Source organism: Streptosporangium sp. NBC_01810 (genome assembly GCF_035917355.1).
GTDB lineage: Bacteria > Actinomycetota > Actinomycetes > Streptosporangiales > Streptosporangiaceae > Streptosporangium.
Map to the genome: position 1 here is coordinate 6,266,833 of NZ_CP109070.1, position 20,536 is coordinate 6,287,368.

Annotated in this window: 19 protein-coding genes and 1 tRNA gene; 8 read left to right on the forward strand and 12 right to left on the reverse strand. The window is 67.0% G+C overall.

Annotation, left to right across the window (positions count from 1 at the left end):
- Positions 1-282: 282 nt before the first annotated feature.
- Complete coding sequence (locus OIE13_RS27925) at positions 283-1,509, reverse strand: zinc-binding dehydrogenase (RefSeq protein ID WP_326828928.1); 1,227 nt, start codon at positions 1,507-1,509, stop codon at positions 283-285.
- 1,153 nt (positions 1,510-2,662) lie between these two features.
- Here OIE13_RS27925 and OIE13_RS27930 point away from each other — a divergent pair.
- Positions 2,663-3,316: a helix-turn-helix transcriptional regulator gene (locus OIE13_RS27930; RefSeq protein ID WP_326635023.1), complete on the forward strand. Its 654-nt coding sequence runs from the start codon at positions 2,663-2,665 to the stop codon at positions 3,314-3,316.
- Positions 3,313-3,789, forward strand: coding sequence for a hypothetical protein (locus tag OIE13_RS27935; protein ID WP_326635021.1), 477 nt, complete (start codon positions 3,313-3,315; stop codon positions 3,787-3,789). The genes OIE13_RS27930 and OIE13_RS27935 overlap by 4 nt, the downstream gene beginning before the upstream one ends.
- Before the next feature lie 160 nt (positions 3,790-3,949).
- Here OIE13_RS27935 and OIE13_RS27940 read toward each other — a convergent pair whose 3' ends face one another.
- Positions 3,950-4,471: an HAD family hydrolase gene (locus OIE13_RS27940; protein WP_326635015.1), complete on the reverse strand. Its 522-nt coding sequence runs from the start codon at positions 4,469-4,471 to the stop codon at positions 3,950-3,952.
- Positions 4,472-4,500: 29 nt separating this feature from the next.
- Between OIE13_RS27940 and OIE13_RS27945 the strand changes: the two genes are divergently transcribed.
- Positions 4,501-4,686, forward strand: a complete 186-nt coding sequence (locus OIE13_RS27945; RefSeq protein WP_326635014.1) for a hypothetical protein — start codon at positions 4,501-4,503, stop codon at positions 4,684-4,686.
- Between the two features lie 123 nt (positions 4,687-4,809).
- On the opposite strand, the gene OIE13_RS27950 is transcribed toward OIE13_RS27945, so the two are convergent.
- Positions 4,810-4,891: transfer RNA gene (locus OIE13_RS27950), tRNA-Tyr, on the reverse strand.
- Positions 4,892-5,362: 471 nt separating this feature from the next.
- Here OIE13_RS27950 and OIE13_RS27955 point away from each other — a divergent pair.
- The 4 genes from OIE13_RS27955 (at position 5,363) to OIE13_RS27970 (ending at position 8,312) form a co-directional block, all read left to right on the forward strand.
- The gene (locus tag OIE13_RS27955; RefSeq protein ID WP_326635013.1) at positions 5,363-5,857 is read left to right on the forward strand and encodes a YajQ family cyclic di-GMP-binding protein; all 495 of its coding nucleotides are present in this window, start codon (positions 5,363-5,365) and stop codon (positions 5,855-5,857) included.
- 174 nt (positions 5,858-6,031) lie between these two features.
- Positions 6,032-6,340, forward strand: a complete 309-nt coding sequence (locus tag OIE13_RS27960; protein ID WP_326635012.1) for a TetR family transcriptional regulator C-terminal domain-containing protein — start codon at positions 6,032-6,034, stop codon at positions 6,338-6,340.
- A gap of 311 nt (positions 6,341-6,651) precedes the next feature.
- Complete coding sequence (locus OIE13_RS27965; RefSeq protein WP_326635011.1) at positions 6,652-7,227, forward strand: pyridoxamine 5'-phosphate oxidase family protein; 576 nt, start codon at positions 6,652-6,654, stop codon at positions 7,225-7,227.
- 206 nt (positions 7,228-7,433) lie between these two features.
- On the forward strand, positions 7,434-8,312 hold the full coding sequence (locus OIE13_RS27970) for a hypothetical protein (protein WP_326828929.1): 879 nt from the start codon (positions 7,434-7,436) through the stop codon (positions 8,310-8,312).
- Positions 8,313-8,412: 100 nt separating this feature from the next.
- Here the strand turns inward: OIE13_RS27970 and htpX are convergent, their stop codons facing one another.
- The 7 genes from htpX to OIE13_RS28005 form a co-directional block, all read right to left on the reverse strand.
- Positions 8,413-9,264: a zinc metalloprotease HtpX gene (gene htpX / locus OIE13_RS27975; protein WP_326635007.1), complete on the reverse strand. Its 852-nt coding sequence runs from the start codon at positions 9,262-9,264 to the stop codon at positions 8,413-8,415.
- Positions 9,265-9,337: 73 nt separating this feature from the next.
- Positions 9,338-10,975, reverse strand: a complete 1,638-nt coding sequence (locus OIE13_RS27980; RefSeq protein ID WP_326635005.1) for an NADH-quinone oxidoreductase subunit N — start codon at positions 10,973-10,975, stop codon at positions 9,338-9,340.
- Positions 10,972-12,789: a complex I subunit 4 family protein gene (locus OIE13_RS27985; protein WP_326635004.1), complete on the reverse strand. Its 1,818-nt coding sequence runs from the start codon at positions 12,787-12,789 to the stop codon at positions 10,972-10,974. The genes OIE13_RS27980 and OIE13_RS27985 overlap by 4 nt, the downstream gene beginning before the upstream one ends.
- A 237-nt stretch (positions 12,790-13,026) precedes the next feature.
- Positions 13,027-14,979 carry an NADH-quinone oxidoreductase subunit 5 family protein gene (locus tag OIE13_RS27990; protein ID WP_326635002.1) on the reverse strand — a complete coding sequence of 651 codons (1,953 nt, stop codon included), beginning with the start codon at positions 14,977-14,979 and terminating at the stop codon, positions 13,027-13,029.
- Positions 14,976-15,308: an NADH-quinone oxidoreductase subunit NuoK gene (gene nuoK / locus OIE13_RS27995; protein WP_326635000.1), complete on the reverse strand. Its 333-nt coding sequence runs from the start codon at positions 15,306-15,308 to the stop codon at positions 14,976-14,978. The genes OIE13_RS27990 and nuoK overlap by 4 nt, the downstream gene beginning before the upstream one ends.
- A 1-nt stretch (position 15,309) precedes the next feature.
- Positions 15,310-15,846: an NADH-quinone oxidoreductase subunit J family protein gene (locus tag OIE13_RS28000; protein ID WP_326634999.1), complete on the reverse strand. Its 537-nt coding sequence runs from the start codon at positions 15,844-15,846 to the stop codon at positions 15,310-15,312.
- Positions 15,843-16,652, reverse strand: a complete 810-nt coding sequence (locus OIE13_RS28005; protein ID WP_326828930.1) for a NuoI/complex I 23 kDa subunit family protein — start codon at positions 16,650-16,652, stop codon at positions 15,843-15,845. The genes OIE13_RS28000 and OIE13_RS28005 overlap by 4 nt, the downstream gene beginning before the upstream one ends.
- Before the next feature lie 258 nt (positions 16,653-16,910).
- Between OIE13_RS28005 and OIE13_RS28010 the strand changes: the two genes are divergently transcribed.
- Positions 16,911-18,338 carry a serine/threonine-protein kinase gene (locus OIE13_RS28010; protein ID WP_326828931.1) on the forward strand — a complete coding sequence of 476 codons (1,428 nt, stop codon included), beginning with the start codon at positions 16,911-16,913 and terminating at the stop codon, positions 18,336-18,338.
- Between the two features lie 144 nt (positions 18,339-18,482).
- Here OIE13_RS28010 and OIE13_RS28015 read toward each other — a convergent pair whose 3' ends face one another.
- A complete protein-coding gene (locus OIE13_RS28015) occupies positions 18,483-19,421 on the reverse strand; it encodes a hypothetical protein (protein ID WP_326634995.1) in 939 nt (312 codons plus the stop codon).
- A 125-nt stretch (positions 19,422-19,546) separates the two neighbouring features.
- Positions 19,547-20,500, reverse strand: coding sequence for an NADH-quinone oxidoreductase subunit NuoH (nuoH, locus tag OIE13_RS28020; protein ID WP_326646955.1), 954 nt, complete (start codon positions 20,498-20,500; stop codon positions 19,547-19,549).
- Between the last annotated feature and the right edge of the window lie 36 nt (positions 20,501-20,536).

Sequence of the window (20,536 nt, forward strand, 5' to 3'; positions counted from 1 at the left end):
CCGTCTAGTCCACGAGTCTCCAACTTGACGTGCGGAAACGCCTACCGGTGGTCTGCTATCTGATGCGGTGGGCTCGCAAGAAGCACAGACGGCTGAAGGCATTCAAACGCTTCGAGGCATGGTGGCAAGGGCTCATCGAAAGAGAGCCCGAACTATTTGCGCGCTGGGCGTGGATGACCGCGTTCTGAAGGCTAGGTGAGAAGCAAGCGGGGTGACGGGAGACCGTCACGCTCCGTTCCGCGGGAACCCGGGGCTGAGATGCCCCGGGCGACCCGACTCTCACTACTCCAGACGCAGGACGAGCTTGCCCCGAGCGTGTCGAGTCTGGACCTTCGCCAGGGCTGCCTGAGCCTCTTCGAACGGATACACCCGTTCAATCTCCACTCGCTTCTCGTTCTGGGCGACCTCCATCATCAGCTGCGTCAGTTCGCCTCGGACGTCGGTCTCGTGCGGGACCACTTCCACGTGCACGTTGCGCTCCGGAGCCACGACGTCACCGGAGATGGTGATAAGTTTCCCGCCATCTCTCACAACGCTCAAGCTGTCCTTTGAGGTATGGGGCTGAACCGCCATCACTGCGTCGACCCCGCCAGGCATCCACTGTCGGACCTGTTCGCGCCAGGTTGGATCGTGGTAGTCGACAACCGCCTCGGCCCCGAGCGAGAGCATGTGGTCGTGATTGCGTTCAGAGGCCGAGGCGCCGACCCGCCATCCCCGTGTCCGAGCGACCTGGATGGCCAAGGTGCCGATCGCCCCCGAACCTCCCGCAATGAACAATGAACCGCCAGCGGGTACCGCCTCCAGGGCTTTCAGCGCCCGCAGGACAGTATTACCCGCAACGGGGACGGCCGCCGCTTCAACGAAGTCCAGGCCAGTGGGGACCGGCACGATGAGGGAGCCGGCCTTGACCGCGGCGTACTCCGCCCAGGTTCCGCCCTTCGGCTGCATCGAACTGACGAAGGCAATGCGGTCACCTGGCCGGTGACCAGAGACTCTGCTGCCGACCTGCTCGACGACACCGGCTGCCTCGATTCCGATCGGAAACGGGTACTTCGCGTCACCCGGCAGGAAGTAGGAGTCGTGAATGCCGACGCCGACGGCCTTGACGCGCACAAGCAGCTCATCATCGTCGATCTGCGGGACTGCTACCTCTGCCAGTTCAATACTGTCGACGCCGGATTCCAACTTGGCGAACGCTCTCATATTTCGGACATGCTCCCTGCTCTGTCGCTTGTCATTCGCTTCCTGGTTGAGCTTGTTCACATAGTCCCGCTGGACCGCCTCGGCGCCGTCCTGGAGTCCTTCGCCGAGGACCGACGGAGCCTTACCGCTGTGAATGGCGCGGACGACGTAGTAACCGGCGCTGGTCGCCTCCAGATTCCACTCCTGGTTGGGTTTGCCCTTGTTGGTCCACTGGATTGCCTGGGCGCCATTGTCGGTGCCTTCTGCGACGACCGACGCCAACTTGTCGCTGTGACGAGCCACCAGCGTGGCAGTGAACTTTGCCATCCTTCCTCCGTAGAGTGAGGCGGGGAAGTTGATCACTGTCAAACAGTCATCGCTGTGCGATATTAGCCCATCACAAAAAGTGGCCAGAATTGGTCATCTCTCCCCCCAGCCATCGCCCTCACGATCGCCCGACGGCGGCTGAGCCCATACGTGGCTGGGGGCCGATCGAAAGTCTGGGACTTCGTGCCTCAGCCCCAACCTACCGAGGCATCAGGGATCTCCCCGTAGCAGGGCAGCGAGGGCAGCAGCCGCCCTTGATCACGTGCCAGCGGCATGAGGGTGAACATCCCCCTCAAAGTCAAAGAGCCCTCAATGCCGAGGTTCCCGCTCCCGAGGTGGCAAGGCGGGCCGGTCACGGCGTGGATGTCCTCCTCCGCGTCTACGCGAAGTGCATCGACGGCCAGGAGGAGACGGTCAACCGGAGGATTGATGACGCGCTGGCCGCGTGAAGATCACCTCTGCTGTGGGGCTCTGGGACACACTCCCGGAGCCCCTTCGGCATTCCGGGGTTTCATATCCCGCGCATGTCCCGCAACGCCCGCGCTGACCCGTCAGCTCGGCTTCAATCTGACGCGAGCTTCGATGACATCCAAAGGAGACATCGATGCCCTGCCGAGCAGGGGGCAGTACCTGCGCCATCCTCAAGTTTCTGTCGAATCCAGCTAAGCACTGCGCAGACGATCAGCCCTCACCAGGAGGTTCTCAGCATCCGCAGATTCTTCCCCTCGTTTCGGTGAACTATGCCCCAAACTTTCGCCCTCAGCAGTGTCGTGAGCATGGCAAGCTAGGTGATCGGTTACGTAGAGAGGTGGAGTGATGACGGGCAAAGCAGTGGACCCGTCAGAACACTCAAATAAGGACATTCGCAAGGAACTTGCCTATTGGGTGAGTTTGGGGTGGTTACTTCGCAAAGAAGGTCACGGCTTCCGGCTCTACTGCCCGTGTCCAGGCAAGTGCACGACCATCCCTGTCGGCAGCACCGTCCCCAAACCCGAGCGCAGAGTCCGAGGCATCCGCACGGCAGCCCAGCTGTGCCCAAAGGATCCCGAGGACCCTCGCAGAAGCTTGACCGGCCTGGATCGGAAAGAATGATAGAAGGCGTTGACGAACGTCAACACCCCTGCGAAGCTCAGGTACAGGCGGGAGGAAGGTTATGGAGTACGAGTTCCGATTCGTAGTCGAAGGCGTGTCCGTCGATGACATCGATGTTGTGGAGACTCTTGATCGAGAGCTCGACGCCATGTTGTTCCGCGGTGGAGGCGTTGACCTCCTTGATATTGCCGCTGAAGGCACAGATGCCTTAGCTGCCGCAATGAAGGCGGCTCGCGAGGCGACAATATCTGTTCCGAGCCTTCGGGTACTTCGCCTACATCGCGATCTGGTTGGCGTTCCAGAAATCGCAGAACGACTGGGATTATCACGCCAGAATATCCATCAATGGATAACCGGAAAGCGGCATAGCGAAGCTTTGCCTTTTCCTCCATCTGAAGGCACAGCAGGGCGTACCCAGGTATGGCTGTGGACAGAAGTTAATAAATGGCTAGAACAGATCGGCCGAAACGACGAAGTCAATAGACCAAGTCGTAACGAAATGGCAGACATTGACTCTGCACTAAACTGCAACTTGCAGCACAAGACAAAGCTTTCAATGGATCGCTGGCGCCGAACTCGACAGGTTGGCGTTATAGCTGTATACAAAGCCGACCTCACAGTAAGCGAGGCAGACGACAATGGCGCTTTCATGACTAATGCCATGAAAGGCTGGGACCACACAGAGGCTTCGCACTATAAGGTTTCGGTGCGATGAGCGTTGAGCGAGAAACTTCATCGGTAACTCTAGAAGAGCTCGAAGCTCTCCTAGAGTTACGCCGTGTTTTTTTCTTCGAATCGTCGAGCCGACGCTGGAATTCCGGAATAGGCGATAAGGAGGCGCCGCCTATCAACATCATTAATGACCTTCAAGTGATGCAAACCGTAGACGAAAAAAGCATTTCTGTGCGGGGTCGCATGACTATAAAGACGCCTCAAGCAATACTCATTGCTGACACCGTAGCCGTCTTCTCGATTAAAGAAGATGACGACAATGAAAGCCTGGACAATGAAGCGATCGATTTTTCCGACGACCTTATGCAAGAATTTGCCGAGAAAATAGCGGTGCCGATACTTTATCCGTTTATCCGGGAGTCCATCTATGATGGCGCTCGAAAGATAGGCGCCAAACCACCCATGCTAGACATACTCCGATCCGGAAATATCTCGTTAAAGAAAACGGAACCTTAGAGTCTAAGCTTTAAGTGAGGACGGCCCCCTACAGGGAAGCCGCCAATTCTTGCATGCTCATCACCACTAAGTCGGCCCCGGCCACTGCTAGTGCGACGTTCCTCATCGGAAGCACAGATCCACACCGGCCCAGGAGGCCGGGGAGGCCGCCCTGATAGCCTCAGTCTTTCGGCCGCGCATTCGCGCCCTCCATTGAGGGCCGGAGCACTAGTCGATCCGCCTTACCCAACTTGTTGGCGTAACCCACGGTGGTAATGCCCGCGCTCTTGGACGCCTGCATGTCGGTAACCGAGTCACCGATTAGGAGCGAGAGCGCTGCATCCGCGCCGAGCTGGTCGAGGGCTTGCCGGACGAGATAAGGGCTCGGCTTCATAAGCCCCGGATCGGGGTCCATCCGGGCCGAGATGAGATCAACGGCCGTTAGAAGGCCGTGCGCCTCCAAGAATGCGGTGATAGCGGCTACCGAGTTGTTGCTGGCCGCCGCAACCGACTTGTTTTCCTCCCTCGATCGCCGAATGAGATCGGCAGCCCCCGGCGTCAGCCGTGCGTTCGCCGCTGCTTCGACTTCCAGATCAGTCAGCGCGTTGAGCGTCGCATGGTTGAGGTCCCTGCCGAGATCCGCGCTGAAGCGGAAGATCTCCATCGGATCGTCCTCCTCCTGCACGCTCTGGGGCAGGTTCACCCCGGCAACCTGAGGCAGCCTCACCGCTGATGGATGTGCCGTACACGCTTCGGCACGCGGCCGTGTCCACGTGGCTCAATGCCGGCGTCCCGGCTCCCCAGGTCGCCGAGTGGGCGGGGCACAGTGTGGATGTCCTGCTGCGGGTCTACGCCAAGTGCATCCATGGCCAGCAGGGCGAGGCCACGCGCCGAATCTGGGACGCTAGCAAGCCCTGAAAACCTGGGCACGTATTCGGCACAGCGCCCCGTAGATGCCCGTTGACGACCATGGACAGCCGGACATACGAGAACAGCCCCCTCACCGCGTTTCCGCTGGTGAGGGGGCTGTTTCTGCTGGTGTGGCAGGTGCAGGACTTGAACCTGCGTAGGCTGAGCCGACGGTTTTACAGACCGCTCCCTTTGACCACTCGGGCAACCTGCCGCGTCCTCCGCGTACCGCGGCGACAGGAAAAGAATAGCGGACTTCCAGGGGTGACGTGACATCCGCAGAGGGCACCCGCCGATAGATGGGCACACTGGGACTTTTGGGGCAGGTGTTGTCGCTCGCGCCGGCCTTGAGCGGGAAGGGATGGACAGGAGGGACATCACGATACGGGCGTGATAGGGGGTTCGACGGCAGGTAGCGGGCGGGTGAGGCGGGTGGGCCGGGGGTGACCTGAGGGAGGGCTGTCCGCGGAGTGGGATGACGGGCCAGGACGGCGGGGTGAGGCGACACGCTGAGGGCGAGGCGGGACACACTGCCGCCCCAGCATTGGCGGGAGATGCTGGCTAGGCTGATCCGTTACGTACGCGTCTACCGAACCGGCTCGCGGACGCCGCCGCGGTTCGCGGGCGTGATATGCGGGAGCCGGGCAGCGACTGATAGTTCCAGCAGTTCAGAGGGGATTGGGCTTTGGCGGATTCATCGTTCGACATCGTTAGCAAGATCGACCATCAGGAGGCCGACAACGCGCTGAACCAGACGGTCAAGGAGGTCGGGCACCGATTTGACTTCAAGGGGACCGGCGCGACGATCGCCTGGTCGGGTGGCCAGAAGGCCGTCGAAATCAGGGCCAACAGCGAGGAGCGCGCCAACGCGGTCCTCGACGTGTTCAAGGACAAGCTGATCAAGCGTGGCCTGTCCCTGAAGATTCTGGACGCGGACGAGCCCAAGCTGTCCGGCAAGGAGTATCGCCTTCTGGTCACCCTCAAGGAGGGTATCGACCAGGAGCAGGCCAAGAAGATCTCGAAGATCATCCGGGATGAGGGGCCCAAGGGGGTCAAGGCCCAGATCCAGGGCGAGGAACTGCGAGTGAGCTCCAAGAAGAGGGACGAGCTGCAGGAGGTCATCGCCCTTCTCAAGGGCAAGGACCTGGAGGTCGCCCTCCAGTTCACCAACTACCGATAGACCGAGGGCCGGGCGGAGCTGTGACTCGCACAGTTACCGCCCTCCACTCGCGGAGTTGTGACTCGCACGGTTACCGCCCTCCACTCTCGGATGCGCACTGCCGAGTGCGGAGTCGACGGCAGGCGCTTCGGGCCGCTCTCCTCCGGACGCGTTCAAAGCGATCATGAGGCTTGAGTGGCCCAGAGCCGGTCAGCCGGTGGCGAGGTGACGGCCAAGCCGTCTGATGGTCTCCGCGATCTGCTGGCCCAGGCGCGCCGCGACTGGCTGCGCCTGTACGAGCAGACCATCCGGGACGCCCAGCAGCTCGGCCAGCTCGACGCGGATGTCGATCCGGCCCAGCCGGCGTTCGAGCTCGACGCGCTCGCCACCGCGGCGAACTCGGCCGCGCTGCTGCTCGACGACACCTCGGCGTACCAGCGCTCGCGAGCCGGGATCCGCACCCGGCTGCGCGCCCTGGCCACCCGGCCGGAAGAGGTTCCCTGACGACCCCACGGCGCGGCCGCCTCCCCGGACCTTTCGCCGGCTCCTTGGGACACGGCCGGCTCGCTCACTCTCTGGACCAGCCACAGCCACTCTCTGGACCAGCCACAGCCACTCTCTGGACCAGCCACAGCCACTCTCTGGACCAGCCACAGCGACCAGGACGCGAGCTGGGCTGCGAGCTGGGCTCCGCCGTGAAGCGGACGCTGAACGCCGGGACCGGGACCACCCCGCAAGCGGGATTCCTTCGGCCTCAGGAAGAACGTGTGGGTCTGCTGGCTGCCCGGCGAGTAACGGTGAATTATCGTCCTTTTATGGGGAAAATTCACGACAGGATCAATGACCGGCTACGCGAGTTCATCGGAGCGCAGCCGGTCTATTTCGTGGCGACGGCTCCCGAGCAGGGCGGTCACGTCAACATGTCCCCCAAGGGATACGCCGACACCTTCGCCGTTCTCGACGACACCACCATCGCCTACCTTGACCTGGACGGCAGCGGGGTGGAGACCATCTCCCACCTCCGCCAGAACGGCCGGATCACGGTCATGTTCTGTGCCTTCTCCGGCCCTCCCAACATTCTTCGCCTGTACGGCACCGGCCGGGTCGTCGTACCGGAGAACCCTGACTTCGCCACACTGATCAGGAACTTCGGTCCGCACCCGGGCGTGCGATCGATCATCGTCGTCGACTGCGACCGCATCGCCGACTCCTGCGGCTTCTCCGTGCCGTTCATGTCCTTCGACAGTGACCGGACGCTGCTGGACGAGTGGGCGGGCCGCAAGGATGTCCAGGAGAAACGTGCCTACCGGGCGACGAAGAATCGCGAGAGCATCGACGGCATCCCCGGTCTCTCCTCCGAGGAGACCGACCCGGTCACCCAGCACTCCTGAGACCACCGCCTCATCCGGACCAGCCCCCGAGGGCCGGTCCTTTCGCCCTGGTCCGATGAGGTTTCCGGTCTTTCTCCGAGGTCGGATGACACCCATGGCGGCACCGCCGGTCGGCCTTGGCCGAGGCGTACAGTAGCCCGTACGTAGCGGACGCCCCCCGGATGTCCGGAAGACTCGGGGGGTCCTCAGTGGGGTTGTTCCGCCGCTTGAGTGTTTGCGTCGGCCTGGTCGTCCTGGTCATGGGAACGGGCATCCCGGCCCAGGCCGGAGACGCGAGGTCTCCGGTCCGGTACGCGGGGCTCGACGGGTGCGTCTGTGCTCCGTGGAAGCTCTGGGTACGCGGCGGCAGGGTGGTCAGCCTCACCGACGCCCGGGTGTTCTCCAGGGGTAGGCAACGTGCTCCGCTGGCCCTGTCCCCCAACGGCAGGTATGTCACCTACTTTCAGCTCGGCGACGGGGCGCTGGTGGTGCGGGAGATGGCGACCGGCGAGACACGCACGGTGCCCGGCGTGAGATGGTCGCGCGCCATGCGCGCGGCGCGGATCGAACTCTCTCCCGGCGGGCGGTACGCGGTGCTGGGCATCAGGCGGGGGCACCGGATCCTGGACACGTACAGCGGTGAGAGCGTCCCGGTGCCGCCGGGGCTACGGCCCTGGAGTTTCAGCCCCGACACGAGGTTCGTGCTGGTGGTGGATGACTCGTTCCAGGCGGGGATCTACTCGATGTCGCCCTTCGCCGAGTGGGGACGCGTCCCGGCGGGAGGCGCGCTCGGTCCCGGCGGGGAGACCGTCGCCCATTTCACGGCGCGTGACGCGGGGATCGGCCTGTGGGACGTGTCCGCGGGCAGTGCGCTGAGGCCCGGTCCCATCGCCGTGCCCCGTGGCAGGACCCCTACCAGGCTGCGTTGGAACGGCAAGGGCCACCTTGACCTGCAGACGGTCACCCCGCGCAGGTTAAGGAGAGGGGGAGGCACCCGCTACACCTGGTACCGGGTCGACCCGGAGTCAGGCCGGACGGAGCGGATCGGCGGCTTCATCGTGCCCGGATCCGTCCACAACCCGATCATCACCGGCCTGACCCCCTGACCCCGCCTCATGCGGCGGGGTCAGCGGCGGCAACCTGCCGGAGGCTCTCGCGCCAAGCGGTCAGCAGCGGCAACCTGCCGGAGGCTCTCGCGTCAAGCGGTCAGCGGCGGTACCCGGCCATGCGCTCCAGGCGGGCGACGCGCTCGGCGGTGGGCGGGTGGGTGGAGAACATCCGGCCGATCCCAGCGCCGCGGAAGGGGTTGGCGATCATCAAGTGGGAGGTGGAGGCGATCCGGCCGTTCTCCGGGAGGGGCAGCCGGCGGGCGCCCATCTCGATCTTTCTCAGTGCCGAGGCGAGTGCCAGCGGATCACCCGTCAGCCGAGCCCCTGACTCATCCGCCTGGTATTCGCGGGAGCGGGAGATGGCCATCTGGATCATCCCGGCCGCGACCGGGCCCAGCACGATCATGAGGAGTGCGCCGATGAACCCGGGACCCTCGTCGTCGTCTCCGCCGCCGAAGAACAACCCGACGTAGCCGAGATAGGTGATCATGGTGGCGAGCGCTCCGGCCACCGAGGAGATCAGGATGTCGCGGTTGTAGACGTGGGAGAGCTCGTGCCCGATGACACCGCGCAGCTCTCGCTCATCGAGCATCTGAGTGATCCCGTAGGTGACACAGACAGCGGCGTTACGAGGGTTGCGGCCCGTCGCGAAGGCGTTGGGCTGCATGGTCGGCGAGACGTAGAGCCGGGGCATGGGCTGGCGAGCCTCCGTGGAGAGCTCGCGCACGATCCGGTAGAGGAGCGGCTGCTCGACCTCACTCACCGGCCGGGCACGCATGGCCGACAGCGCGATGCGGTCGGAGAAGAAATAGGCGGCACCGTTGGTCACCAGCGCGACCAGAACCGCGATCTGCACGCCTGCGCCGCCTCCGACCCACGCCCCCACCGCGATGATCACCGCGGACAGTGCGCCGAGAAGGACCGCGGTACGCAGACCGTTGTGGTGCACTACACCCCCCTTTCGGTTGATGCCGATTCACCTGTGACAACGTTTCCAGCCAGGCCGAACGTTCCCAGGTGGTTCAACCGGCGGCGATGAGTGCTCCGGGGATGAGATCGAAGACCAACTGGGGGGCGACCGAGAACGCGACCGCGACGATCCCGGCCACCGCGATCGCCACACTTGCGGGCATCCACCCGGCGGCGCGACCGGCCGTTTCCGCGCCCTCGGCAGCCGGAGTGAAGATCCGTATCACCCAGGCGATGTAGTAGTAGAGGCCCGCGACCGTGTTGACCGCCATCACCACGGCCAGCCAGCCGCCGCCACCGCCGCCGAGGATCTCCCGGAACACCACGATCTTGGCGAAGAGCCCGGCCAGCCCCGGGGGCAGGCCCGCCAGGCAGATCAGGAAAAAGGCCAGCGCCAGCCCTGCCGCCGGGTTCCGGAACGCCAGGCCCCGGTAGTCGTCCAGTTCTCCCCTGCCGGAGCGCCTCGACACCAGCGTGACCACGGCGAACGCCCCGAGGTTCATCGCCGCGTAGAAGACCAGGTAGGCGATCGAGGCGTTCATCGCCTCGTCGCTTCTGATGCCCAGGGGAGCAAGGATGTAGCCCGACTGGGCGACGGACGACCAGGCGAGCAGTCGCACGGCGTGGCGCTGGCGCATGGCCAGGAGGTTGCCCACGGTCATGGTGAGCGCGGCAATGATCGCGATCAGCGGGATCCAGGTGGCGCCCTGACTGCCCAGGGCGACGACCAGGATGAGGATCAGCCCGGCGAACCCGGCCGCCTTGGAGATGACGGAGAGAAGTGCCGCGATGGGGATGGGCGCGCCCTGGTAGACGTCGCCCGCCCACGCATGGAACGGCACTGCGGCGATCTTGAAGGCGAAACCGGCGAGGACCAGCACCACTGCCACGGTGACCACGGCGGGCAGGTCGTAGCCGATCTCCAGTGAGGAGCCGTAGGCGGTGTCGGCACCGTCCAGGACGAGCCTCAGGCCGAGCTCACCGGAAACACGCTGTCGCAGAGCGTGGGCGATCCGGTCGAGGTAGACGGTCCCGGTCGTTCCGTACAGCAGGGAGACCCCGAAGAGCATCACCGCCGTGGAGACCACGGAGACCAGGAAGAGCTTGACCGCCGCCTCGGAGCTCCGGCCGTCGTAGCGCCTGAGCGCGGTGAGCGCGAACACCGGCAGCGAGACGAGCTCCAGCGCGACCACCAGCATGATCAGATCACGGGAGGCCGGCAGCGCGACGGCACCCGCCAACGTGCAGAGCAGCAGGAAGTACCACTCGCCGACGGGGATGTCCCCAAAGGAGAGCTCGGCCGCCGACAGCAGCACCACGACGATCCCGGCCACCAGCGCGAGCCCCGCGAAGACCAGCGTGAAGTCGTCGACCACGAACGAGCACGGCGCCACGGCGGCCGAGGTCGCCGTGGACTCGGTGCTCAGGGGGGCGATGGCGTCGATCACCGCGTGCGGGGAGCCGCGCAGTCCCTCCGGCACGCAGAAGGTTCTCAGCGGGCCGCCGGTACGCAGGGCCTGCGAGACCACCACCGCCAGGGCACCGATCACCCCCGCCAGCGTGACCGCGCCGAGTGCCGGCCGGACGTACGGCCTGCGGGGCAGGAAGGCGTCCAGAAGCAGCACCAGCCCGGCGGTGAGGGCGAGGATCAGCAGCGGCGCGACCGCGTAGTAGTCGATCGACTGGATCACGGTGCCCCCACCAGGGTCCGGACCACCGGATCGGTGAGCAGGAGGAGCGCCTTGGGCCAGAGCCCGAACAGCAGGATCAGCGCGATCAGCGGCACCCAGGCGGCCAGCTCGTAACCCATGACGTCGGGCATCCGCGGCCTGCCCGCGCTCGCCGCTCCCGGCGGGTGCGCGACTCCCCCACCGGCGGGTGCCGCAGCCCCGGAGAGGTCTTCCTCACCGCCTCCCCTGGATCTGAGGGCATCGTCCTCGTGGCCGGCGCGTTTCTCTCCGCCCACCTCGGCCGTGCTGCCGTCCTTCCGGTGGAGGGCGGGGCTTTCCCCGCTCGCCTCGGTCGTGACGGCATCGTCCTCGGCTCCCGTCGGGCCCGTGGCGGGGAGAGCACCCGCGGTGGCCCCGGCGAGGAGCGGAACGTGGACGGTCTCCGTGCTCCGGCCATGGGTGACCCGCGAGAGCATGAGCAGGAAGTAGGCGGCGGTCAGCACGGTGCCGAGACCTCCGAGAGCCATGAAGGCCAGATAGAGGGGGCCGGACAGGCCCGCAGCCGGTTCGAAGGCGCCGAGGAGGGCCAGCATCTCCCCCCAGAAGCCCGCCAGTCCCGGCAGCCCGAGCGAGGCGACGCAGGCGAAGGTGAGCAGGGAACCGAGGTGGGGAAGGCGGGTCAGCATGCCGCCACCGAGGGTGGGCATGTCACAGGTGCCGTAGCGCTCCTTGATCGCCCCGGCGACGAAGAACAGCAGGGCGGTGATCAGGCCGTGGGCGATGTTGCCGAACAGCGCGCCGTTGATTCCGACCGGGGTCAGCGTGGCGAACCCCAGGAGCACGAAGCCCATGTGACCGACCGAGGAGTAGGCGATCATCCTTTTGAGGTCGCGCTGGGCCAGACAGGCCAACGAGCCGTAGATGATGCCGATCACCGCGAAGGCTCCGAGCCAGGGGGCCATCGCGACGGCCCCGTCGGGCAGGACCGGGATCGCGATTCTGGCGAAACCGTACGTGCCCATCTTGAGCAGCACCCCCGCCAGAAGCACCGAGCCGACGGTGGGCGCCTCGGTGTGGGCGTCGGGCAGCCAGGTGTGCAGCGGCCACATCGGGGTCTTGACCGCGAAACCGATGCCGACGGCCAGGAAGGCGATGATCTGCACCGAGCGGGACATGCCCGTTCCCCGCGCCCGGGCCAGAGCGGTCATGTCCAGGGTGCCGGTCTGCGACCAGATGATCAGCAGACCGAGCAGGAGGACCACCGAGCCCAGCAGGGTGTAGAGGATGAACTTGATCGCCGCCGCCCGGCGGGCACGTCCTCCCCAGATGGCGATCACGAAGTACATCGGGATGAGGACGACCTCGAAGAACACGAAGAACAGCAGCAGGTCGAGCGCGAGGAACGTGCCGATCATGCCCACTTCGAGGACGAGCAGCGTGAACACCAGTGCCCGCGGCCGACTGCCGCCGCGTCCGGGTCCCAGCAGCTGTCCGGGGCCGTCGGCGCGACCCCGGCACAGGTAGACGAAGCAGAGGAAGGTCAGCAGCGTGGTCAGCACGACCAGTGGCAGTGAGATCCCGTCCACGCCGAGGTGGAACCTGAGATCCAGACCGGGGATCCAGGCCAGGTCGGTCACGAACTGCACGCGGGCGGCGTCACCGTAGTCGAACGTGGCGGCCAGCACCACCGACAGTACGAACGTGACCCCGGAGACGGCCGGCCCGTGCACCCTTAGTAGCCGCTCCCTTGCCGCCGCATCCGCCCCGGACGGCACGAGCAGCACGCCTGCTCCGGCGAGTGGCACGCCGAGAAGCGCGATCAGGAGCCAGCTCATGGCGCGGCCACCTCACAGAGATTCGGCCCCGGGTTCAGCTCTGAGTTCAGCTCTGAGTTCGGTTCCAGGTTCGGCACCGAGTTCGGTGAGTTCGATCGCCGAAGAGAGGTCGGCCGCCGGGGAGAGGTCGGCCGCCGGGGAGAGGTCGGCCGCCGGGGAGAGGTCAACGGCGCGTCACCGCCAGACGGGTGGAGAGCGGCACGATGACGACCACGCCGCCCCAGAGGAACAGAGAACTCACCTGAAGATCACCGCCCCGGCCGCGATCAGGAGGAGGCCCGCCAGCAGGCCGGTGATGTAGAGCTGGGCGTTGCCGTTCTGCATCAGACGGACCAACCCCGCCAGTCTCAGGGTCGCCCGGCCCGAGCCGCGTACCGCACCGTCCACCACGCGGTTGTCCGTACGGACGACGAGGCCCGCGAGGAGCAGCACGGGCCGGACCAGGAGCCTGGTGTAGACGGAGTCGACGTAGAAGGCCCGCTCGCAGGGTGCGCGAAAGGGACCGAGCACGCGGGCCGGGTCGGCCTGGGGCCCGGAGCGCCACACCGCGTAGACCGCCCCCGCGCCCAGCAGTGCCACCGTGAGGCTGAGGGCGGCGGTGCCCCAGTGGACGTCGCCGATGCGGGCGAAGCCGAGAAGCAGGGCCGGAACGGCCAGGACGACGATGGGCCGGCGCATGGTGGCCGGCACCTCGGATACGGCGGCGTGGGCCTCGCCCGCCACGGGCTCGGGCCGCGGGGCACGCTGCCCGAAGAAGGTGCGCAGCCACGCGCGGGTGGCGTAGGCGCCGGTCACCGCGATCGTGGCGAGCGCGCAACCATAGAGCAGGAGGGCTGCGGCATCGGTCAGCGGGCCCGCGGACAGGGAGTGCTCGATGGCCACCAGCATCTCGTCCTTGCTGAAGAAGCCGCTGGCCGGAGGCAGGCCCATCAGTGCGGCGAAGCCGATCGTCATCGCGGCGAAGGTGACGGGAAGCTCTCTGCGCAGACCTCCCATCGTGCTCATCAGGTTGGAGCCGACCGCGTGGATCACCGCCCCGGCGCAGAGGAAGAGCAGTGCCTTGAAGGCACCGTGGGTGATCAGGTGAAAGATCGCGGCGTTCTGTGAGCCCGCGGCCAGGGCACCCGCCATGTAGGCGAGCTGGCTGATCGTGGAGTAGGCGAGGACGCGTTTGAGGTCGTCCTGGGCCAGGGCGGCGAGCGCCGCGCCGAGCATGCCGAGGGCGGCCAGGACCGCGAGTACGTCCAGGGTGGGACGGGCGGCGAGGAAGGCGGGGTAGAGCCTGGCGACGACGAAGATCCCGGCGGCGACCATGGTGGCCGCGTGGATGAGGGCGCTGATCGGTGTCGGTCCTGCCATCGCGTCGGGGAGCCAGACGTGCAGCGGCACCTGGGCGCTCTTGCCCGCGACCCCGGCCAGCAGCAGCATGGTGGCGGCGATGAGCGTGCCGGATGACATCTCGGGAACCCCGGCGAGGACATCGGCGATCCTGAAACTGCCGGCTGCCGTCCCGAGGACGAAGATGCCGAACAGGAAGCCGACGTCGCCGATCCGGGTGACAAGGAACGCCTTGATCGCCGCCCGCGAGTTGGCCCGATCCTCCCACCAGTGCCCGACCAGCAGGTACGAGCACAGGCCCATGATCTCCCAGCCCACGTAGAGGACCAGGAGGTCTGCCGCGTAGACGACCAGCAGCATGGCGCTGGTGAACAGGCTGATGAAGGAGCTGTAGGACGGGTAGCGCCGGTCACCGCGCATGTAGCCGATGGAGTAGACCTGCACGGCCAGCGCGACCACGGTGACCAGCACCGCGATCGACGCGGCGAGTCCGTCGACGAGCAGCCCGACCGAGATCGGCACCGACCCCGTCTCGATGACGGTGAACGTCGCGGTGACGCCGTCGACCGCGCCCTGCCCCCCGCTCCCGATCGGGGCCGACGGCTCGATTCCGCCCTGGCCCGTGGCCGTCCAGGTGGCGTAGGCCAGCCAGATCGCCAGGGCGGTGGAGATCGCAGTGGGCGCCACGGCGATCCAGGCGGCCCGGCGGTTGGCGTCGGCGTTGGGATCCGTGCCGGTACCGGGGTTGAGGGGCGTCGCGCCGCGAAGCCCTCGGGGGAATCGGGAGCCGAGAAGCCCGGTGGCCGCGGCGAGGAAGGGCAGCAGGATCACGAGCGAGGTAATAGCGATCATGGCGCGTCACCCGGCCTGGTGTCCGCCTCGGATAGGGAGCGAAGGCGGTCGAGGTCGATGGTCTGGCGGTTGCGGTAGAGCCCGAGGATGATCGCGAGGCCGAGGCCGACCTCGGCGGCGGCGATCACGATGACGAACAGCGTGAGGACCTGCCCGCTGTGCAGCCGGTCGCGCAACCAGACGTCGAAGACGACCAGGTTGAGGTTGACGGCGTTGAGCATGAGCTCGACGGACATCAGCACGAGGATCGTGTTGCGGCGGGCGAGCACGCCGTAAACGCCGATGGAGAACAGCAGTGCCGAGACGACCAGGGGGTAGACGACGTGCACCTCAGTCCCTCCCGCGTATGTCGGTGCGGGACAGGACTATGGCGCCGATCAGTGCCGCCAGCAGCAGGATCGAGAGCACTTCGAACGGGAGCACCCAGTTGCGGAAGATGCTGGAGCCGAGTTCCCCTGCCGAGCCGCCGCCTGGCTCAAGCGGGACGTAGGCCATGCGGAAGCCGTCGACGACGACGGTGACCAGCACGGCCGCGGTGGCGATCGCCACGATCACGGCGACCGGCCGGTTCGGACTGTCGAGGTCTGCGCTCCTGCCGATCGGGGCGCGGGTGAGCATGATGCCGAACAGAAGCAGGACGACGATCGCGCCGACGTAGATCAGCACCTGGACCCAGGCGACGAACTCGGCGGTGAGGACCAGGTAACACCCGGCCAGCGCGCCGAAGCAGACCACCAGCCACAGGGCGGCGTGGACGAGCTGCCTGGTGGTCACGGTAAGCAGCGCCGACCCGACGGCCACCGCGCCCAGCAGGAGGAAGACGATCTCCTGCCCGGTCGGCGACAGATAGGACGGCGCCTCGGTCACTTCTCCTCCTCTGGCTCTCCACTCGGATCCGTGGGAGAAGTCTGCTCCGGTGGGGCCGCCTCCGGAGGAACGTCACCCCTACCTGTGGATAACTTCTCGGCGGATGACTCGCCTGTGGACGGGGCGTCCTTCTTGGGAAGGGCGCCCGGCGGCCGGATGGCCCGGACGCTCGCGTGCCCCGCCGAGGGGCCTGGCCTGGACGGCCTGCCGGGGGGCGGAACGCGCTGCGCGGGCGGCTCCGCGAGGGCTGCCGGGGCGTCGGACGTGGCGGACGCACCGGGCGCACCGGGCGGGGCGGGCGGGGCGGGCGCACCGGGCGGGGGAGCCGAAGGAGCCTGGGAGGCAGGTGCGGGACGGGGGCGGACCGGGCGGGAGGTGGCCGCCAGTTCCTTCGGCGGATCGGCGCCTGGCTCGTGGGCCGGGGGCGGCGGGACGGTGTGGGCCCAGGCGGCCAGCTTGTCCTTCTCGTGAAGGAGGTTACGGATGTCGCCCTCGGCGTACTCGAACTCCGGGGACCAGAACAGCGCGTCGAACGGGCAGACCTCGACGCAGATCCCGCAGTACATGCAGAGGGAGAAGTCGATCGCGAAGCGGTCGAGCATGTTTCGGGCGCGGGGGCGGCCCCCCTCCGGGGCGGGAAGGGTCTCCTTGTGGGAGTCGATGTAGATGCACCAGTCGGGGCACTCGCGGGCACAGAGCATGCACACCGTGCAGTTCTCCTCGACCAGCGCGATCACCCCCCTGCTCCTCGGGGGCAGATCCGGCCGGACTTCGGGGTACTGCTGAGTCACCGATCTGCTCAGCATGTGGCGAAGGGTGACGGAGAGTCCCTTCACCAACCCCACTCCTGGTATCCGTGCCACAACTCAACATCATGACGCACAGCGGCGCGCACGGGAATGCGGCTGGTCCTCTCAGACCGCCGCGGCAAGGAGACTCGGGTTACCCGCAGAAGTTATCCACAGAAGTTATCCACAGACTGTGTGTTCGATAATCGGCCCCCAGGCACCAGGGCGACACAGAAGAGACTGCGGGCATCATGAAAAAATCGTATTGTTCGCCACATGTCCCACCAGTACGGACCGGCCTGGCAGTCGCGACCACCGGCACGATCCAACACCGCGTGGAGCGTGGTGTGGGCGCTGGTACCCCTGTTGACCTGCGGTGTCGGGACGCCGTTCGTCATCGGCCACGCCGCGCGCCGGCTGCGGAGCCCGTTACTGGCCCTCGCCGCCGCCCTCTACGGCCTTGGCATCGGCACCTTCGTGATCGCCGCCGGGATCTACGGGAGCTCCGATCTCATCCCGGTCTGGCTGGAGACCATCCAGATGATCGGCCTGTTAGGCAGCTGGCTCGGCGGGCTGGGTCACGCGCTGATCCTCAGGGGAGAGGTGTTCCGGCAGCGACCGTTCCAGGAATTCCCCCCGCGACCGACCCCGGAGTACGGGCATCCGCCCCAGGCTGCGCCGTACCAGACCGGCCCCACCGTGGCCTCGAACCTGCACCCGCCGGCCCAACGGCCACCGCAGCGGCACCCGGGGCCCGCGCACCACGGCGGATACCAGCAGGCACAGCCCCATCATCGTGACGACCGACCGCCCCAATACGCCCAGGGCCAATTCACGCAGAGCCACTTCACGCAGGGGCAATTCACGCAGGGCCAGCCCACCCACGCCGCACAGGGCCAGAATCCCCAAAGCCCCCAGAACACCCCGGCCCCCCAGGGCTGGCTGGGGCCCTACCGCCTGATCGGCAACCTGGGGAAGGGCGGCCAGGGAACAGTCCACCTCGCGCTCACCCCACAAGGGCAGAAGGTCGCGATCAAGGTGCTGCACGAGCACTTCAACGGCAACCAGGTGGTCAGGGAGCGATTCCTGCGGGAGGTGGAGGCGACGCGCAGGGTGGCGACCTTCTCCACGGCCCGGGTGCTGGACGTGAACATCAACGAGGACCAGGCGTACGTTGTCAGCGAGTACGTGGAAGGCGTCTCCCTGGAGCAACTGGTCCGCGACAAGGGTCCGCGTGCCGAGGACGGGCTGACCCGGCTGGCCCTGGCCACGGCGGGCGCGCTGGCCGCGATCCACCGGGCCGGCGTGGTGCACCGGGATTTCAAACCGGCCAACGTGCTGATCGGCGCCGACGGACCCCGCGTGATCGACTTCGGCATCGCCCGAGCCCTCGACCAGGTCACCGCGACGTCGGGCAACATCATGGGCACCCCCGCCTACATGTCGCCCGAGCAGCTCGCGGGCGAGACGGTCGGCCCGGAGACCGACGTGTTCAGCTGGGCCTCGACCATGATCTTCGCCGCTTCCGGCCGGGTGGCCTTCGGCGAGGACACCATCCCCGCGATCCTGAACCGGGTGATCAACCACCAACCGGACCTGACGGCCCTGCCCCGGTCACTACGCCCGCTGGCCGCGGCCTGCCTGGACAAGCAGCCCCGCAACCGGCCCACGGCCGCCGACATCATGCTGCGGATCGTGCAGTAAGGATCCCCCACCAGAAGTCCCGCAGTAAGGATCCCCCGCCAGAGGGCTCGCGGTAAGGATCCCCCGCCAGGGGTCCCGCGGTAAGGGACCCCAAAGGAGATCCACCGGCCGGTGCGACGGCCGCGGACGTTCCCGGCCGGCAGGTCAGGGAACCGCGTCCTTCGCCCCTGCCGTCAGGTCCAGGTACTCCTCGTGGGTCAGCGAGCGAGCCTGGAACCTCAGGCCGTTACCCATGGCGAAGCGCTCGACATCCCCCGCGTTCCAGCGCCCCGGCAGGTGGAACAGCCCCCCGCCCACCAGCAGGCCGGTCACTCCGGACTCCGCCCGGTAGAGCAGCAGCTCGGAGGCGTCCAGCTCGCGGGTCCTGCGCGCGGTCTCCAGCAACAGACGGCCGTGGACGACCACCAGGCGGCAGTGCGGCTGATCCTCGCGCCTGAGCACGCGTCCCTGGGCGGTCTGGTCACGGGACCTGCGGCGGCCGATCCCGACCACGACGACGGCCCCGGCGACGGTCAGCCCGGCCAGCCCCAGGGCGACGATCACGAGCGGGCCCATCCCCCGGGCGACGTCGGCACGGGCGTCGGTCAGGTTGAGGAGCACGAGCACCACGAAGACCACCCCGTAGGCGAGCACCGCCCACATGAGCACGTACAGCAACTGCTCTCGCCACCACACCTGCGGCGAGCTCAGCGGCGGCCTGAGGCTTCTCACCCCGGGCACCCGCAGACGCGGCAGGGGCGCGGGCGCCCTGCGCCAGATCACCGCGCGCCACCTCGGCGATCTGCGGGCGAGCGCGACCCTGGCCTGCTGCGGGGTGTCGAACGCCCGGAGCTCGAACTCCAGCCCGTTGGCCGTGGCGAACGCCTCCACCGCTCCCCTCGACCGGGAGCCCGGAGCCTCCAGCATGACCAGGCCGGACTCGTCGAGCACCGCCAGGCCGTATCTCGTCCTGCCCCTGCCGGGATAGCCGAAGATCAGCAACGTGTTCGCCCGGCCCGTACCGATGAGCGGCAGCCGCACCGGCGGGTGTTCCGGCACATCGACGACCAGTTCGTCGTTTTCCACGGCAAGCGCGAGTGTCATCCGTTCCGTCCTTGGCAAGTGGTGTCGCAGGGCGCGCTGCCCCCTGCCCAGCGTGGGCGCTTCGAACGTCAGATCAGCCCTGCGGTGGGCCGAGCGGGAAACCGGTGCGGGCGCGTGGTGCGAGGCTACCCGGCGGCGACCCTGACGATCCCCGTCAGGGCGAGTTGGACCAGTGCCAGCGGCACCAGACCGACCCAGGCGAGCCTCTGCAGCTGGTCCTCGCGGAGCCTGGGATAGCTCACCCTGAGCCAGATGACCACGAAGACCAGTAGGAAGACCTTGATGAGCATCCACACCGGTCCCGGCAGGAGGGGCCCCTGCCAGCCGCCCAGGAACAGCACGCTGGTCAGCGCGGAGACCACGATGATCCCCGCGTACTCGGCCAGCATGAACAGGGCGAACCTCATGCCCGTGTACTCGGTCATCGGGCCCATGATGAGCTCGGAGTCGGCGATCGGCATGTCGAACGGCGGGCGGCGGAGTTCGGCGAGCCCCGCGACGAAGAAGACCACGCCGCCGATCGCCTGCCAGGGCAGCCACCACCACTGCCAGGCCTCCACGATGCCCGGCAGGGAGAGCGTGCCCGCCGCCATCGCGACGCTGGAGGCCGCGAGGACCAGCGGCAGCTCGTACGACATGAGCTGGGCCGCCGAGCGCACCCCGCCCAGGACCGAGTACTTGTTGCCCGACGACCAGCCGGCCATGATCGAGCCGAGCACCCCGACGCCCATCACCGCGAGGACGAAGAACAACCCGGCGTCCAGGTCGACCCCGACCAGCCCGGGCCCGACCGGGATGACGACCAGCACCAGGAGATAGGGGACCAGCGCCACGCCGGGTGCCAGGTTGAAAACCCGGCGGTCGGCGGCGGTCGGGACCACCTGCTCCTTCTGCATGAACTTGATCCCGTCGGCGATCAGCTGGGCCCAGCCGTGGAAGCCTCCGGCGTACATGGGGCCGAGGCGCGCCTGCATGTGCGCCATGACCTTGTGCTCCATCTGCCCGGCGACCAGCGGCAGCACCAGGAAGGCCGCGACGATCACGACCAGCCGGACCGCGACGTCGAGCACCTCGGCGATCACATGCACCTCCGCTCCTCCGGGGGAAACCCCCGG